Source organism: Pseudomonas stagnisoli, assembly GCF_048595745.1.
Classification (GTDB): domain Bacteria; phylum Pseudomonadota; class Gammaproteobacteria; order Pseudomonadales; family Pseudomonadaceae; genus Aquipseudomonas; species Aquipseudomonas alcaligenes_A.
The window spans coordinates 211,862-226,838 of sequence record NZ_CP184361.1 but is presented as its reverse complement, the minus strand read 5'-3'; the positions used below and the strand labels follow the sequence as shown (position 1 = coordinate 226,838).

Genomic DNA, 14,977 nt, shown 5'->3' with positions numbered 1-14,977 from the left:
GTTCTATGCTGGCGGGTCTTGCCGCCTCTCTGATCACGCTGAGCGCCCATGCTGCCACAGCACCGGATGCCGGCCAGGTGCAACAAAGCGTTGATCAGGCCCCCTTGCAGTTGCCTGCCAGACAACGTCTGGACATCAACCTGCCTGACGCACCGCCAGATCCGCTGGCCGAGGCCGGCCCACGCCTGCAAGTCAATGGATTCATCCTCGAAGGCAATGAGGCTCTGCCCAGTGCCGAGCTACTCGCACAACTTGCTGATCTTGCTGGACGAGAGCTGACAGTTGGTCAGTTGCAAATCGCTGCCAACCGCATCACTCGCCTCTACCGAGAGCGCGGCTATCCGCTGACCCGCGCTTACCTTCCCGCCCAGGAGATCGAGGGCGGTATAGTAAAGATCGCCGTGCTCGAAGGGCGCTACGGCCAAGTGCAGATCAACGACCAAGCAGGGCTGCGCGGCAGCGCCATCGCCCCATTGGAGGCACTGCAGCCAGGCGACGCAGTGCAAGGCAAAACGCTCGAACGCAGCCTGCTATTGCTCCAGGACACGCCCGGCGTTGAAGTGAAATCGACCTTGCGTCCCGGCACCAGCACCGGGACCACTGATCTGCTAGTGGACGTACAGCGTGCTCCGCTGATCTCTGGCTCGGTGGATGCCGACAACTACGGGAATCGCTTTGTCGGCGAATACCGTCTAGGCGCCACCGTTGATTTCAATAACTCGCTTGGGCTCGGCGACCGTCTGACCTTACGCGCTATGGGTTCAGAAGAAGAGCAGCGCTATGGACGAATCGCCTACCAGTTACCACTCGGCCCATGGGCAACTCAGTTCGGCCTGGCATCTACTCGGACATGGACTACCAGTTGGGTAAGGACTTCGAAGATATCGAGGCCCATGGTAATGCACGCATCGCCAGCGTCTTCGCGCTGCAACCCTTGGTACGCTCCCGCGATTTCAGCCTCTATGGCCAGCTCCAGTTTGATGACAAGCGCCTCAAGGATGACGTCGACCTGGTCGACCAAAAAAGCGACAAACGTGACCGTGTGACTCTTCTTTCGCTTAACGGCAACAGTCGTGACACGCTGTTGGGTGGCGCCGTCAACAGCTTCGCGCTGTCCTGGAGTCAGGGCAGCCTGACGATTGACGGCGCAGAGGCGCAGCGCGGCGATGACCTAACAGCCGGCACTCGCGGCCGATTCCACAAGATCAATTCCAGCCTGGTTCGTCTGCAACGCCTCAGCGATCGCTTCAGTCTCTATTCCCAGCTGCAGGCGCAATGGGCCGACGGCAACCTAGACAGCGTCGAGAAGCTATACCTTGGCGGTGCCTATGGCGTTCGGGCCTATCCGCAGGGCGAGGCATCAGGCGATCAAGGCTGGCTGGCCAACATGGAGCTGCGTTACGCCTTGAACGAGGCCTGGCAACTGTCCACCTTCCTCGATCATGGTCAGGTTCGGCTCAACAAGGAGCCCTGGACGCCGGAAGACAACCATCGCAGCCTCTCAGGCGCAGGTGTAGGCGCCCGCTGGGCCGCTCAGGAATGGCAGGTCAGTACCTTCGCCGCCTGGCGCCTTGGAAATGCAGATCCCGAAAGCGACGTAGCCAGGACTCCGCGCATCTGGGCACAGGTGGTAAGGACATTCTGACGATCACAATGGGTATCGGGGTGTACACCGTTAGCACGAACACTGTCGGCAAGCGGATACGCCAGAGTGCAAAGCGCAGCCGCACCGTATTAGTAGCGCCCCCCCTAAACGAGCTCCGAGAACCATAGCGCTACGTACCCCTTAACTGGACGTATCAGGACTTATTCTATGCAACCCGTCGTACTGATCACCGGCGCCGCCGGCGGCCTAGGTCGCGCCTTGGCGCAGCGTTTTCACCAGGGCAACTGGCGGGTGGTGGTCACCGACCAGAACGCCGCCGGGCTGGCCCAGCTGGGCCATGAAATGCCGCTGGCTGGCTGCATAACCGCCGACCTGCGCACGGCCGCTGCCTGTCGCGACGTGGTCGAGCGCACGCTGGGCCGTGTCGGTCGCCTGGATGCGCTGGTGAACGCCGCCGGCATCTGGCGCGAGGGGCCGGTGGAGGAATTCAGCGAAGAGGATTTCGACCTGGTCATGGCGGCCAACCTCAAGGCGCCCTTCTTCATGTGCTCGGCGGCCATTCCGCACCTGAAGGAAACCCGCGGTTGCATCATCAATATCTCCAGCGATGCCGGCCATCAGGGCAACCAGAACGCCGCCGCTTACTGCGCCAGCAAGGGCGGCCTGACCCTGCTCGGCAAGACCCTGGCGCTGGATCTGGCGCCCCATGGCGTGCGGGTCAACACGGTGTCGCCGGGCGATATCGACACGCCCATGCTGCAGTTCCAGGCCGAGCGTTACGGCAACGGCAACCCGCGTGCCTACTTCCGCGAGCTGCTGGACAAGTACCCGCAGGGCGAGCAGGCGCGCTTCGTCCAGCCCAGCGAAGTGGCCGAGCTGGTGTACTTCCTCTGCCAGCCGGGCGCGGCCGCCATCACCGGCGCCGACCTGGCGATCGACCTCGGGCTGTCGGCCGGCAAGTGAGGTCTAGTCGGCCAGCCGGCTGTCGACCTTGAGGTACTCGCCCGCCACGCTGATGCCGGCGCCGCCATATTCCTGGCAGCGCTCGCCGAACACCTCCAGCACCCGCAGGTCGAGGCTCTCGCGCAGCACTGCAAGCGTGCAGCCCTCGGCCAGCCCGGTGTCGCGCACCGGCCAATAAGGTCCCTGGCCTTCGAGGCGGCCGCTCAGCTCGCCAATGGCAGCCGGACCATAGTCGTCAAGCGGCCCGCGGCCCACGCGGATCGGGTAGAACTGCAGCCGATAGCCATCGCCCTGGCGCCGCACTTCGATAACGCTCCAGCCGCCCTGACCGGCATAGCGCAGGTAGCGCCCCTCGGCCGAAGCCTGCAACGCGGCATAGTCGACCGCCGCCGCCACCTTGGCCAGGTTGAAGCGGGTTGCCTCACCCTCGAAACCGGCACGCAGCGCGCGCTGCATCCAGGCGCGGGCCATGCCGCTCTGTCCGGCCTTGAGGCTGGCCAGCATCAGGTTGTTCAGCGCCAGCTCCTGCGCCTTGCCGTCGTCGGCATCCTCGGCGAAGCCGAGCTGACGCACGAAAGCCTCGAGCGCTTCGGCGGAGCGTCCTTCCTGATAGGCGGCCGTGCCGACCCGATTGCAGCTCACCGCATCGGTGCAGGCCTGCTGTGCGGCGGTGCAGGGCGCACCGAAAGCCAGCAGAAAAAGGGCGGAAATCGCAGTTCGCATGGTCGTTCTCCGGCACAAAGCCCCAGTCTAGAGGCGCCAGCGGTCCCCGGCCACAAACTTGCATGGCGCCCCGCGCTGGCACAGCGAAGTACCCAGGCAGAACCTATAACAACAAGCAGACCCCGCAGGACTGCATCGCCAGCACCTTAAAACTGCCTATGAGACACATGATGGAACTCGCAACCAGCAAACTCTCCATGACCGTGCTGATGACGCCGGACATGGCCAACTTTTCCGGCAACGTGCATGGCGGCACCCTGCTCAAATACCTCGACGAGGTGGCCTATGCCTGCGCCGCGCGTTACGCCGGCTGCTACGTGGTGACCCTGTCGGTGGACCAGGTGATCTTCCGCGAGCCGGTGCATGTCGGCGAACTGGTCACCTTCCTCGCCTCGGTCAACTACACCGGGCGCACCTCGATGGAGATCGGCATCAAGGTAATCACCGAGAACATCCGCGAACGCTCGGTGCGCCACAGCAACAGCTGCTTCTTCACCATGGTGGCGATGGACGAGCACGGCCAGCCCAAACCGGTCCCGCCACTGCAGCCGGAATCGGCGGAGGAGAAGCGGCGCTATCTGCTGGCGCAGAAACGCCGGGCGATTCGCCAGGAACTGGAGCAGCGTTACCAGTCCCTGGACGATGAGGGCTAAGCCTGGCCATCACGCGCCCACCGCAGTGGGCGCGCTGCGCTTCAGCCGGCGACCGCCTCGGCCCCGCGCCGGGTCAGGCGCTGGCCGAGCCAGTCCACCGCCAGCATCAGCAACAAGGAGGCGCCGACCAGCGGGAACAGCAGCCCCAGGCCGAACATGATCGCCACCCCGCCCTTCCACAGCGGCAGGTCGTGGCGCAGTGGCGGCACGCCGAAGCGGCCCTGCGGACGGCGTTTCCACCACATCACCAGGCCGCTGACCGAGGCCAGCAGGATCAGCAGGCACGCCAGCAGCATCAGCAACTGGTTGGCCAGGCCGAACATCTTGCCCTCGTGCAGCATGGCGCCACTCTCCACCGCCCGCGCCACCAGGCCGTAGTCGGCCCAGCGGATGTCCGCCAGCACCTGGCCGCTGTACTGATCCAGGTGCAGGGTGGCGTCATGGCGCGGGTCATCGGCGAACAGGGCCACGGTGAACACGCCCTTGTCGTCGGCCGGGAAGCTGACGCTGTAGCCCGGCTTTACAGCCAGGCGGCTGGCGGTGTCGACGACCTGTTGCAGGCCGATGCGCGTGGGCGCAGCCGGCGCGGCGGAAGCTTGGCCGTTGTGCGCGGCATGCGGGTCGGACTGCGGCAACGGGGTGTTCTCCACCGCCCAGGCCACGGTCTGCCGGGCCGCCGTATTGAGGCTGCGTGCCTGCAGGTCCGACTGCGGCACCGCATCCCACATGGCCGCCGGGAAATGGTTCCAGGCGCCGGCGAACTGCGCGCCCCAGAAGCCGGTCCAGGTCATGCCGGTAAGCAGCATGAACAGCAGCACGGCGCTGCCCCAGAACCCGGTGACCGCATGCAGGTCGCGCCAAAACAGGCGACCACGGGCATTCAGGCGCGGCCACAGCACGCCAGCACCACCCTGACCGCGCGGCCACCAGAGGTACAGGCCGGACACCACCAGCACCACGCCCCAGCCGGCGGCCAGCTCGATCAGGCGGTCGCCAACGGTTCCGATCAGCAGTTCGCCGTGCAGGGCACGGGCAATGGCCTGCAGGTTGTCCGCCGCGTCCTGCTGGCCAAGCAGCGCGCCGCTGTAGGGGTCGATGAACAGGTTGGTCTTGCGTCCGTCGAGCTGGGCGACGAACTGCGCGCTGCTCTCGGCTGTCGTCGGCGGCAGGTACTGGCTCACCTCGGCCTGCGGCAGCGCCTGCTGCAGGCGCGCCAACTGCTGGTCGGCGGACAGCGGCGTACCGGCCGGCTGCACGATGAGCAGCTCGGGATACATCAGCGGGTCCAGCTGCGGCTTGAACAGGTAGACGATCCCCGTCAGCGACAGCAGGATCATGAAGGGAATGACGAACAGCCCGGCATAGAAGTGCCAGCGCCAGGCCAGGTTGTAGAAGGATGGCTTGCTCACGCGAATACTCCGCAATGGTCGGATCGAGAGGCTCTGCGGCCTCTGGTGGAAAGGATCAGACGACGCGGTGCGGAGGGGCGCGCGGCGGCGCATCGTGCGGGATGACCGGCTCGCCCAGGGCGGCAGACAGCGGCGCCATCACCGCGTGGAGCGCGAAGTGCGCCACGCCAGCCAGGTTCGGCAGCGCGCCACTCAGCGCCGGGCTGGAGAGCAGCAGGGTGCAATAGCCGCATTGCGCCCACAGGGGCGCATCGTGCGACGGCGGCGCGTGCTCGGCATCACCGCAGGCCATCTCGCTCATCCAGGCCGGCACGGCGCTGGCCGCCACGGCCTGCGAGAACAGCGGCGCAGCCAGCAGCAGGAACATGGCCAGCAGGGCCAGGCGCGCAGTGCTCTGTAGGCGGCGGGTCGGGTTCAAGGGGCTATCCGGTTGGGCAGGAAACGGGGCGCGAGCGCGCCCCAGGGGCAAGCATAGCCGCTATTGCTGCGGCGGTGCGGCCCAAGGGAGGCAGCGCATGCCCTGCTCGTCCGGCAGCGGGCCAGTGAAACAGTAGGCCTGGCGCTGCGCGTTCCAGCTCGCCGGCTGGCCTGGCCGGTAGGGGTTGTCGGCCTCCGGCACGCTCTGCCCCAGGGCATTGAACAGCGCCAGCTTGGCATCCAGGTCATGCAACCGGGCCAGGTACTTGCTGAAGTCGGGCATGGCGACACTGCCAAGTATGGTTCCCACGGGATTGCGCACACGCGACCACAGGCTGGGCGCGCGACGCGGTGGCGATGTCAGTGTGCGGACGAAAGCGGCGGTATCCAGCCGCGAATGGGCAGCAACACGCTGATAATCCGGGAACATGTCGTTGACCGTCATGTGTGGCTTGTACATCAAGTGCAGCTTCCAGCGGGACACCTGCACCTCGGCCGCCAATTGTGGGTTGCCCACCAGGGTCAGCAGTCCGATACCCACCAGGGCAAACTCGCGCTGCATGGCGCTCTCCAGCGAACGCTCCGCAGCGCTTAGCGCAGGCTGTGCCGCGGGAGAGGGCACCAGGCCGGCGCGATGCAATGCGGCAATGGCGTCCAGGTCCTTGCCCAGCTGGCGCACCAGGATCATCTTGAGGATCAGCTGGTCGGCGCGCGCCAACCAGCCACGCAACAGGCGGACATCCTGCTGCAGCAGGGCCAGCGCCTCGTCGCCGCGACCGTCGAGGGCCAGTGCCAGGGCCTGAGCGGCGCGCAGGCGGTTGGCACGGTCGAGGGTGGTGAAGTTGGCCAGCGGCTCGTCCATGCTCGGCTGGCTCAGGCTGCGGTAGTCCTGCAACGCCAGCAGGGTCTCGTAGCGCCGCAGCAGTTCGCCATGGCGCACCAGCAGCTCGGCCAGCACCGCGCGCTCCTCGCGCAGCCGCTGCACACAATCGCCCTCGCCCAGCATGCAGAGCTCGGCGCCAGGCAGCTCGATACGCTCGCTGGCGACGGCCGCCATCGGCTCGGAAAGGTCATGCTGCGTACGCCATTGCCGATGCGCCTGCACCCGCTGGCGGCCAACCGCCTGCGGCTCCTGGCCGGCAGGCGCATCCAGGCCCAGCAGCTGGAAATAGGCAGCGCTTTCGGCGGACTCCGCCGACGGCTCCAGCCAGGCCTGGGCACGGGTGTCGAGGGGCTCATCCTGCAGCCACGACCAGGCCAGCACACCCAGCCCGACCAGGCCCGCCAACAGCGCCAACTGCCATGTCTTCATCGGAAAAACGTCCTCTGTTCATCGTGCCGGCGCACCCTAGCGGGATACGCCCGCCGGCTCAATACTCAGCTAGCGAATGGGGTAAGCTTGGGCCAGAACCGCCGGAGCCATCATGATCGACCTGCTGGATGTATTGCTGCTCATGCTCTTTGCCACCGCCTGCGCCTGGCTGTGGCGCGGCCATGGCATTCGCGAGCGCGCCCTGGCGCTGGCCAAGCAGCACTGCGCCAAGCTGGACGTGGAGCTGCTCGATGGCAATGTCGCCTTCCGCCGCCTGGCCCTGCTGCGCGACAGCCGCGGCCAGCGTCGCGTGGCGCGCATTTACGGCTTCGAATTCACCGTCACCGGCGAGCAGCGCCTGAGCGGCAGCATCAGCATGTACGGCCGCCAGCTGGGCGCCATCGAGCTGGCGGCGCACCCGTTCCAGGCGCCACCGCTGCATGATGACAAGGTGATCCGCCTCGACGACTGGCGCCGCGACCATCCCAAGGGCGACGAGCAGCGCCGGGTCGACTGAGGTCAGCCGCGCAGCTCGTCCATCTGCAGCAGCACCTGGCGCCACTCCGGTTCGGCCGCGTAGGTCATCGGCCTGCGCAGCAGGCGGCAGCACCAGCGATGCCAGCGGCTGGCCCGCAGCGCCTGGTTGCGCCGGCAGCCACTGTTCAGCCAGAGCGGATCGAAACCCTCCCAGACCCCGGCCACGCTCCAGTGGTTGAGCCACAGCAGCGGTGCCACTTCCTCCAGGTAGATCAGCCGCAGCTCCTCGGCCGGCAAGCCGCTGGCCAGCAGTACGCGGGCGATATGTCGATGGGTATGTGCGTCGGGCTGGTTGTCCAGCCATAGCTCGGACAGTGCCAGCCACACATCCTCGCGACTGGCGCCCATCTCAGGCTCCGGGCCAGAGGAAGGCCAGGACTCGCGCGGCGGCGTCCTCGGGGTGTTCCTGCATGAAGCAGTGACCACCAGGGACCTCGGCGATGCTCACCGCGGCATTGAGCCCGGCCAGGCGCCTGGCCGACTGGCCAACAAAGGGATAGGTCTTGTCGCCATACAACAGCAAGGTCGGCACGGCGATCTTCGCCAACGACGGCCACAGGCGCCTGGGGAAGGAGCTGAAGATGTCCACCTCGCGGCTGGGCCGGCACTTCAGCTCGACGCCGCCCTCGGCGCTGTCCTTCAGCGCGTGGTCGACATAGGCCTGCAGCGCCGCGTCGGTCCAGCCACGGAAGATGCCCTTGCCCTGCAGCAGTGAGAAGGCACTGGCGCGATCCGGCCAATGCCGGCGGCGGCTGGCCGACTTCTTCGCCATGACGTTGCGCCGGTGCAGGCCGACCAGCTCGGACAGCGCCATGACGCCCATCATGGTCTGGCTGAACAGCACCGGGTCGAGCAGCACCGCGCGCTGGAACAGCTGCGGCTGGCGCGCCAGGATCAGGCTGGTCAGCACGCCGCCGAAGCTGTGGCCGAGGGCGAAGCGCGGCACCTCGCCGTAGACTCCGCGCCCGGCCTCGAAGGCCTCCACCGCCAGTTCGGCACTGCGGTTCCAGCCGTGGAAACGGCCACCGTGCTCCGTGTCGCCATGGCCCTGCACGTCACACAGCCAGAGGTCGAAGTGCTCGGCCAGGGCGGCCAGCATCGGCGCATAGGTACGCCCGCAGAAGCCGTTGCCATGCAGGAAGTGCAGCAGCGGCTTGCCGCTGGGCGGGCTATGCCAACCCGTCAGGGTGAAGCCAGCAGAAGTGGGATGGGACCAGGGAAGCAGGTGCATGCAGAAAGGACCACGGCGGAAACTGCGGCCAGTTTAGCGGCGCGCTTCGCTCGAGTCAGGCCGACAAAGGTGGCGAATGTTCGGCGATAAAGGCCTGCAGCAGCTGGTTCAGGCATTGCGGCTGGTCCAGCGGCGTGGCGTGGCCGGAGTCCTCGATCACTTCCAGGCGGGCATTGCGCAGCTGCGCAAGGTAGGCGCGCTTGTAATCCACAGGTGTGTAGTCGCGGTCACCACTGACCACCAGCAGCGGCACCTCGGCCTGCCCCGCCGCCGGCAGCGCCGACCAGCCGGGAATGGCGCGCATGGCATGCAGGTAGGAGGTGGGATCGTTGCTCGCGATGCGCTCGGCTACTCGCTCGCGCAGGGCCTGCTGCTCGGGCTTGGGGAACAGCTTGCCGGCCAGCATCCGCGCCAGCGCCGGCAGGCCGAGCAGGCGCACCAGGCCCAGGCGCAGCCATACCTGCGCGCGGATCTTCCAGGAGTCGAGCGGAAAGCTCGGTGCGCTGTTGACCACCACCGCCGCGCGCACCAGTGCAGGCTGGTCGGCCAGCAGCTGGAAGGTGAGCATGCCACCCATGGAAATGCCCACCAGGGTGCACGGCGCGATGTCCATCGCGCGGATGAAATCGGCCACGTCGCCGGCCAGCTCGGCCATGCTCACCGGCGCGCGCAGCGGCTCGCTCTGGCCGTGGCCGCGCACGTCCAGGGCGAACACCTCGCAGTGCTGCGCCAGGTGCTCGATCTGCGGCTGCCAGTCGAGCAGCGAGGAACCCAGGCCGTGCAACAACAGCACCGGGCTGCCGCGCCCCTGGCGGACATAGGCGAAACGGCCACTGGGCAAGTTCAGATAATCCATGAAAGTTATTCCCTGCACTATTGAATGACAATGAATCGGTATTACTCGAGCAACTTTCAGGCAAAACAAAGTTGCTCGAGCGGGTAACTTTTAATACCCGCCTTATTTACACTTCCGCGTTATTTGCCTTGCCCTGGCAAACCCCCTAGAATCGACCAGCGCCGTTTCGAGAATTGATCATGTACAGCATCGCCAGCCCCACCCAGGCACGCAGCAAGAAGGCTCTGGAGCGCTTCCTCAACGTCGCTGCCGACCTGCTGGCGAACAACCAGTTCGAAGAAACCGGCATCTCCCAGATCGCCCAGCTGGCCGAGTCCTCGGTCGGCACCTTCTACCGCCTGCTCGGCGACAAGGACGTGCTGCTGTACGCCGTACACCAACACTTCGTCGAGCAGAGCCGCTCCGCCGTGGATGACCTGGTGGCGGACCTGACGCGCCAGCCGCTGCCGCTGGACGCCCAGGTGGAGGCCTTTATCCGTGGCGTAGCACGCCTGTTCGACGGCAGCGAGGGCCTGCTCCGCGCGCTGATCCGACGCAGCTCGATGGACCCGCAGTTCCGCCAGCGCTTCCACCAGCTCAACGCCCACATCGGCCAGGCGTTCGCCAGCATCGTGCTGAGCCACCGCGACAGCCTGCAGCACCCCGCCCCGGAACAGGCCGCCGACCTCAGCGCGCACATGCTGCTCTCCGGCCTGAACTACCTGACCATGGTCGGCAGCCTCGGCACGACCCCCCGGGAACATATCCCGGGAGAACTTTCGCGACTGGTCTGCAATTACCTGCAAGTGTCCCCGCGCTGACTCACTTATATATACAAGCGGGTCAGCGACGACTGTCACGGCGTAATTGTGCCGGGGTGAAATCAGTCGGCTTCAGGGCAATATCGAACTGCTCCGCCGGTTCTTCATTGGACAATATGCCGATCACATAACGGCCGCCGATCAGGTCATATACGGCGTCGCCCTTGGTCCATACCAGCGGCTGGTCATACAGGTTGATGGTGTAGGACTCGCCGAGGCGCCACAGGTTGTCGCGATTGTCGTAATGGTCGACCACCAGGATCTGGTAGCTGTCCTCGTCGAAGTACATGTCGCGCTGCTTGTACTGGTGGCGCTGGCCGGCCTTGAGGGTGGCGCGTACGTGCCAGACGCGGTGCAGTTCGTAGCGCAGCAGGTCCGGATTGACGTGGCCGGGCTGGACGATTTCGCTGTACTTGTTGGTTTTGGCCGCGAAGCGGTAGCTGTTGTAGGGCACATACAGCTCCTGCTTGCCCACCAGTTGCCAGTCATACCTGTCCGGCGCGCCGGAGAACATGTCGAAGTTGTCAGTGGTGCGCATGCCCTCGGAGGCGGTGCCGGGCGAGTCGTAGGCCACGTTCGGCGTGCGTCGCACACGGCGCTGGCCGGCAGCATAGAGCCAGGCCAGGCGCGGCTCTTTGACCTGGTTGACGGTCTCGTGGACCAGCAGCTCGGTGCCGGCCAGACGCGCCGGGGCGAGCACCGACTGGCGGAAGTAGAACAGCACGTTGCCGTTGTCCTTGGCGTAATCGCCGGCATCCTGGTTGAACAGGAACAGGTCCTCGATCTGGGTCATGAAATAGTCGCCGCTGGCGTGCGGCACGGCCTGGGCGTAGTAGCGCTTGACGCTGTCGCCGCGGTAGCGCACCAGATGGTTCCACAGCACCTCCAGGGCCGACTGTGGAATCGGGAAGGGCGTGGCCACCTTGAAGTCGGCGATGCCATTGCCGTTCTCGATCAGCCTGGCACTGGCGGCATTGCCCTTGATCGCGGCATACACCTTGTCCGGGTAGGAGGCGGAGCGGCGGCTTGGGTAGACGTTGAGCTTCCAGGTCCCGGAATAGCGTTTGAGCATGGCCAGTTGGCCAGGGCTGAGGTTGGCGCGGTACTGCTCGGCATTGGCGGCGCTGATGCTGAACAGCGGCTGGTCGGCGGCGAAGGGGTCCTTGTAGCCGGCCTTGGCGTCGAAGGCGCCGCTGTCCTTGGCCAGGCCACCGTCCCAGGCGGGAATGGTGCCGGCGGCGTTGCCGGCCTTTTCCGCGCCCAGCGGGGTGAGGTCCTGGCCGAGACGGGCGATCTGGTCGGCGCCGACCTGGGCCAGGGCCGGGGTGGCGGCCAGCAGGGCAGCGGCCAGCAGGGTGATTCGCAGACTGTGCATGGCGTTCCCTCTCAGAAGCTGTATTTGACGTTGAAGGTCAGGTAATCGCGGTCGGTGCGCTTGTTGGAGATTCCGCCGCCGCTGTAGCCGACGTACTTGGCGCCGACCGTGAGGGACTCCTGGTAGATCGCATCGAGCCCCACCGACCAGCTCTGCGCTTCCTCGTCCAGGCCGTTGGTGAGCTGGGGCGCCACGCCGTTGATGCTGTACTGGTAGCCGAGGCTGGGCACCAGGTTCACCAGGTTGAACACGTTGGTGTAGGTCAGCTGCAGGCTGGCCTGGGCGCCGTAGGCGCTGCTGGTGGCCTCGTAGTAGTCGACGTCCGACTCCAGGCCCTGCACGCGGCTGGCCACCAGCTCGGAGAACAGCGCGGCCGAGTCCGAGCCAAGCAGGCCGTTGAAGTTGTAGATGGCGGCCAGCGAGGCCTGGTACATGTCCTTCTCGCGGTAGCCGTCGAGGCGGGTGCCGACCGGCAGGCCGTCCGGGTTGAGCAGCGCGGTCGGCAGGTACTCGTTGAGGCCGAGGGCGATCGGCGTATCCGGCCGGTAGCTCAGCTCGCCGGCCAGCGACAGGCCGTTGAAGATGCTGTCGCCGCCAATCGAGGTGTTGAAGCTGATGCCGAACAGGTCGCGCTTCTCCAGGTACTCCGCGTAGTAGCGCGAGCTGCTGGCATCGGGCAGTGCGCCGACCACCGGCAACACCACGGGCTGGCCGACGGTGAGGCCGATCATCGGTACCTGCATGTTGTAGCGAAGGTAGTAGAAGCCCAGCTCGGTGTCGTTCAGCTCCGGCACGTACCAGCGCAGGGCCAGGCCGTACTGGGCCGAGTCGTCGCCGTCGATGTCCTGGGCGCGCGGGATGAAGGTGGTGGGGATGTAGCCGCGCAGCAGATTGTTGACCAGGCCAGGCGCCAGGCTGTCGGCCCAGGCCTGCGCGGCGGCGGGGCTGTCGAAGGCCAGCGCCTCGCCAACCCGGCCGGTGATCTGCTCCTGCAGCGGCGCGGCGGACAGGTACTCGCAGTCCTCGCCGAGCGGGTCGAGGGTGGAGAAGTAGGTGCCGCAGGGGTCGATCTTCGAGGCTTCCCAGGCCTTGCCCGGCTGCCAGTAGCCCTCCACGGTGAGGTTGTCGCGCAGCTCAAAGGAGCCGTAGACCATGAAGGTGGGCATGTAGGCCTCCTTCACTTCCGAGCCGGGGGCGCGCAGGGCGTTGATGTCCACCGGATTGGTTGCGCCGATGCCGTTCTGATAGAACAGCCCCTCGCCCCAGTTGATCACCTGGCGCCCGAGGCGGGCGTTGAGGTCGCGCTCGCCCACCGTCCAGCTGCCGTAGACGAAGGCGTCCAGCAGGTCGACGCTGGAACCGGCTTCGTCCAGGCCGCCGTCGCTGATCTCGCGGTGGCGGCGCGAATCGTCCTCCAGTTCGAAGTCGTAGAACGCACGGCCGCGGATGAACACGCCGTGGCGCTCCTGGTAGCGCAGGTCCATCTCCGAGACGACCTTGACCATCTCGGAAAACAGGTCGCCCTTCCTGAAGTTCAGGTTGCCGTCGTCGGAGTTGATCAGCCCCGAGTTGCTGCCGCTGCCGCCGTTGGCACGGGCGATCAGCTTGTCGTCCTGGCCCTCCATGCGGTAGCTGACGCCGTAGGAGACGGTGGTGTCGAGCGAGGTGGTCCAGTCCCCCGAACGCACCTGAAACGCCTGCGCCAGCCCCAGGGGCAGTGTGCCGAGCAATGCCAGGCCGGCAACCGCCAGGCCTCTTCCTTGATGTGCCACGATGACCTCCAGCTGTTGTTTTTATCGGAATCGGAACATCGGTTCCGATGCAATGTAGAAGCTGATCGAGAACCTGGCAAGTCGCGGCCGATATTTTTCTGCCGCCGCCCTGCGCTCTCAGGCCGCCATCCATCGACTGCCGGAGATTCTGTTCTCGCATGACTTAGCAGAGCGCGTCGTGCCCTGGAGCAGCATGCAGCCCTACCATGACCGCTTTCTACCAGGGCGTGGAGACAGCCCTGCACAGTGAGGCGGACGGCGGCCACGAGTGGTTCGCCGCCTCACCTGCGAAGATTCTCGACTGGTTCCAGCGCCACCCCTGAACCCACCCGCACCGTCCGCCCGGGCTCGGCTACTCCAGCCCGCGACTCGACAGCACCTCACCAGACGAAGGTCTATCTCATTTGACGGAATCGGAATTCCTGTTTCTATTCACTAGGCAGTAATCCCAATAACAACGCCGGAGATCACTCCCATGATCGCTCCTCGCACCCTGCTCTACTGCCTGCTCCTGCTCTGCTCCCTGCCCACCCTGGCCGACTCGCGCTGCAGCGAACGGCCCAAATCACTGCTGTTGCCCGCCAAGATCAGCTGCACCCATCAGACCACCTGGATCGACTCAGGCGTGATCGGCGCCCGCCAGGTGATCTACCAGACTCCACTGGGCACGCCACCCGCCGGCGGCTGGCCGGTGGTGCTGGTCTACCAGGGCTCGTTCTTCCCGCTGGACAACTTCACCTACTACAGCAACCAGCCGTTCGGCGGCTTCTACGAGGGCAAGCTGATCCGCACCCTGCTCGACAACGGCTACGCGGTGATCGCTCCCAGCGCGCCGGCCGATCTGTTCTGGCAGACCAATATCCCCGGCCTGGCGCAGGCCTACGAGCTGAGCACCGACTACGACTTCCTCGGCAACGTGTTGGCAGCGATCGCCGCCGGTCACTTCGGCCCGCTCAACGCGCAGCGCCAGTACGCCACCGGCATCAGCAGCGGCGGCTACAACACCAGCCGCATGGCGGTGTCCTTCCCCGGCAAATTCCGCGCCCTGGCCATCCAGTCCGGTTCCTATGCCACCTGCAGCGGGCCGCTGTGCGTGGTACCGGAGCTGCCCGCCGACCACCCGCCGACCCTGTTTGTGCATGGCTTCATCGATGCGGTGGTGCCCTGGTGGAGCATGGATCTTTACTACGACCGCCTGCTCTATCAGGGCATCGAAACGGCACGCTACACCGAGCCGCTGGGCGGCCACGAGTGGTTCGCCGCCTCAGCGGGCAAGATACTCGCCTGGTTCGCGGCCCACCCATAACGCCAAACGCATCACAA

General features: G+C 66.0%; 14 protein-coding genes and 1 pseudogene. 6 read left to right on the top strand and 9 right to left on the bottom strand.

The window, feature by feature from the left end:
- Nucleotides 1–5 precede the first annotated feature (5 nt).
- Together ACOAPY_RS01055 and ACOAPY_RS01050 are read left to right on the top strand one after the other, a co-directional pair.
- Nucleotides 6–1,645 (top strand): annotated as a pseudogene (locus ACOAPY_RS01055) (ShlB/FhaC/HecB family hemolysin secretion/activation protein).
- 168 nt (nt 1,646–1,813) lie between these two features.
- Nucleotides 1,814–2,569 (top strand): SDR family NAD(P)-dependent oxidoreductase, encoded by a 756-nt coding sequence (locus ACOAPY_RS01050; RefSeq protein ID WP_465154719.1) that lies wholly within the window; start codon nt 1,814–1,816, stop codon nt 2,567–2,569.
- Between the two features lie 3 nt (nt 2,570–2,572).
- On the opposite strand, the gene ACOAPY_RS01045 is transcribed toward ACOAPY_RS01050, so the two are convergent.
- On the bottom strand, nt 2,573–3,292 hold the full coding sequence (locus ACOAPY_RS01045; protein ID WP_465154718.1) for a tetratricopeptide repeat protein: 720 nt from the start codon (nt 3,290–3,292) through the stop codon (nt 2,573–2,575).
- 170 nt (nt 3,293–3,462) lie between these two features.
- Here ACOAPY_RS01045 and ACOAPY_RS01040 point away from each other — a divergent pair, with 170 nt between their 5' ends.
- A complete protein-coding gene (locus ACOAPY_RS01040) occupies nt 3,463–3,945 on the top strand; it encodes an acyl-CoA thioesterase (protein ID WP_465156892.1) in 483 nt (160 codons plus the stop codon).
- A gap of 41 nt (nt 3,946–3,986) precedes the next feature.
- Here the strand turns inward: ACOAPY_RS01040 and ACOAPY_RS01035 are convergent, their stop codons facing one another.
- Genes ACOAPY_RS01035 through ACOAPY_RS01025 form a run of 3 tightly spaced genes read right to left on the bottom strand, consistent with a single transcriptional unit; the run spans nt 3,987 to nt 7,083 of the window.
- Nucleotides 3,987–5,360: a PepSY-associated TM helix domain-containing protein gene (locus ACOAPY_RS01035; protein ID WP_465156890.1), complete on the bottom strand. Its 1,374-nt coding sequence runs from the start codon at nt 5,358–5,360 to the stop codon at nt 3,987–3,989.
- Nucleotides 5,361–5,409: 49 nt separating this feature from the next.
- Entirely contained in the window at nt 5,410–5,772 is a 363-nt protein-coding gene (locus ACOAPY_RS01030) for a DUF2946 family protein (RefSeq protein ID WP_465154717.1), read from the bottom strand.
- A gap of 60 nt (nt 5,773–5,832) precedes the next feature.
- Nucleotides 5,833–7,083, bottom strand: coding sequence for a hypothetical protein (locus ACOAPY_RS01025; protein ID WP_465154716.1), 1,251 nt, complete (start codon nt 7,081–7,083; stop codon nt 5,833–5,835).
- A gap of 112 nt (nt 7,084–7,195) precedes the next feature.
- Here ACOAPY_RS01025 and ACOAPY_RS01020 point away from each other — a divergent pair, with 112 nt between their 5' ends.
- A complete protein-coding gene (locus ACOAPY_RS01020; RefSeq protein ID WP_237045663.1) occupies nt 7,196–7,600 on the top strand; it encodes a DUF3301 domain-containing protein in 405 nt (134 codons plus the stop codon).
- A 2-nt stretch (nt 7,601–7,602) separates the two neighbouring features.
- On the opposite strand, the gene ACOAPY_RS01015 is transcribed toward ACOAPY_RS01020, so the two are convergent.
- Genes ACOAPY_RS01015 through ACOAPY_RS01005 form a run of 3 tightly spaced genes read right to left on the bottom strand, consistent with a single transcriptional unit; the run spans nt 7,603 to nt 9,707 of the window.
- Complete coding sequence (locus ACOAPY_RS01015; RefSeq protein WP_237045664.1) at nt 7,603–7,968, bottom strand: DUF7079 family protein; 366 nt, start codon at nt 7,966–7,968, stop codon at nt 7,603–7,605.
- A 1-nt stretch (nt 7,969) separates the two neighbouring features.
- A complete protein-coding gene (locus tag ACOAPY_RS01010; RefSeq protein ID WP_465154715.1) occupies nt 7,970–8,851 on the bottom strand; it encodes an alpha/beta fold hydrolase in 882 nt (293 codons plus the stop codon).
- A gap of 55 nt (nt 8,852–8,906) precedes the next feature.
- Nucleotides 8,907–9,707 carry an alpha/beta fold hydrolase gene (locus ACOAPY_RS01005; RefSeq protein ID WP_465154714.1) on the bottom strand — a complete coding sequence of 267 codons (801 nt, stop codon included), beginning with the start codon at nt 9,705–9,707 and terminating at the stop codon, nt 8,907–8,909.
- 179 nt (nt 9,708–9,886) lie between these two features.
- Between ACOAPY_RS01005 and ACOAPY_RS01000 the strand changes: the two genes are divergently transcribed.
- Complete coding sequence (locus tag ACOAPY_RS01000; protein WP_237045667.1) at nt 9,887–10,507, top strand: TetR/AcrR family transcriptional regulator; 621 nt, start codon at nt 9,887–9,889, stop codon at nt 10,505–10,507.
- 22 nt (nt 10,508–10,529) lie between these two features.
- Here the strand turns inward: ACOAPY_RS01000 and ACOAPY_RS00995 are convergent, their stop codons facing one another.
- Together ACOAPY_RS00995 and ACOAPY_RS00990 are read right to left on the bottom strand one after the other, a co-directional pair.
- The gene (locus tag ACOAPY_RS00995) at nt 10,530–11,882 is read right to left on the bottom strand and encodes a DUF1329 domain-containing protein (protein WP_237045668.1); all 1,353 of its coding nucleotides are present in this window, start codon (nt 11,880–11,882) and stop codon (nt 10,530–10,532) included.
- An 11-nt stretch (nt 11,883–11,893) separates the two neighbouring features.
- The gene (locus ACOAPY_RS00990; RefSeq protein WP_465154712.1) at nt 11,894–13,654 is read right to left on the bottom strand and encodes a DUF1302 domain-containing protein; all 1,761 of its coding nucleotides are present in this window, start codon (nt 13,652–13,654) and stop codon (nt 11,894–11,896) included.
- Nucleotides 13,655–14,129: 475 nt separating this feature from the next.
- On the opposite strand from ACOAPY_RS00990, the gene ACOAPY_RS00985 reads away from it, so the two are divergent.
- Nucleotides 14,130–14,960, top strand: coding sequence for an extracellular medium-chain-length polyhydroxyalkanoate depolymerase (locus tag ACOAPY_RS00985; RefSeq protein ID WP_465154711.1), 831 nt, complete (start codon nt 14,130–14,132; stop codon nt 14,958–14,960).
- Nucleotides 14,961–14,977: the final 17 nt, after the last annotated feature.

Coding starts and splice junctions, on each gene's coding strand:
- ACOAPY_RS01000 (WP_237045667.1), top strand. CDS start 9,887: ATGTACAGCATCGCCAGCCCCACCCAGGCACGCAGCAAGAAGGCTCTG.
- ACOAPY_RS01010 (WP_465154715.1), bottom strand. CDS start 8,851: ATGCACCTGCTTCCCTGGTCCCATCCCACTTCTGCTGGCTTCACCCTG.
- ACOAPY_RS01025 (WP_465154716.1), bottom strand. CDS start 7,083: ATGAAGACATGGCAGTTGGCGCTGTTGGCGGGCCTGGTCGGGCTGGGT.
- ACOAPY_RS00985 (WP_465154711.1), top strand. CDS start 14,130: ATGATCGCTCCTCGCACCCTGCTCTACTGCCTGCTCCTGCTCTGCTCC.
- ACOAPY_RS01045 (WP_465154718.1), bottom strand. CDS start 3,292: ATGCGAACTGCGATTTCCGCCCTTTTTCTGCTGGCTTTCGGTGCGCCC.
- ACOAPY_RS01005 (WP_465154714.1), bottom strand. CDS start 9,707: ATGGATTATCTGAACTTGCCCAGTGGCCGTTTCGCCTATGTCCGCCAG.
- ACOAPY_RS01015 (WP_237045664.1), bottom strand. CDS start 7,968: ATGGGCGCCAGTCGCGAGGATGTGTGGCTGGCACTGTCCGAGCTATGG.
- ACOAPY_RS01050 (WP_465154719.1), top strand. CDS start 1,814: ATGCAACCCGTCGTACTGATCACCGGCGCCGCCGGCGGCCTAGGTCGC.
- ACOAPY_RS00995 (WP_237045668.1), bottom strand. CDS start 11,882: ATGCACAGTCTGCGAATCACCCTGCTGGCCGCTGCCCTGCTGGCCGCC.
- ACOAPY_RS01020 (WP_237045663.1), top strand. CDS start 7,196: ATGATCGACCTGCTGGATGTATTGCTGCTCATGCTCTTTGCCACCGCC.
- ACOAPY_RS01040 (WP_465156892.1), top strand. CDS start 3,463: ATGGAACTCGCAACCAGCAAACTCTCCATGACCGTGCTGATGACGCCG.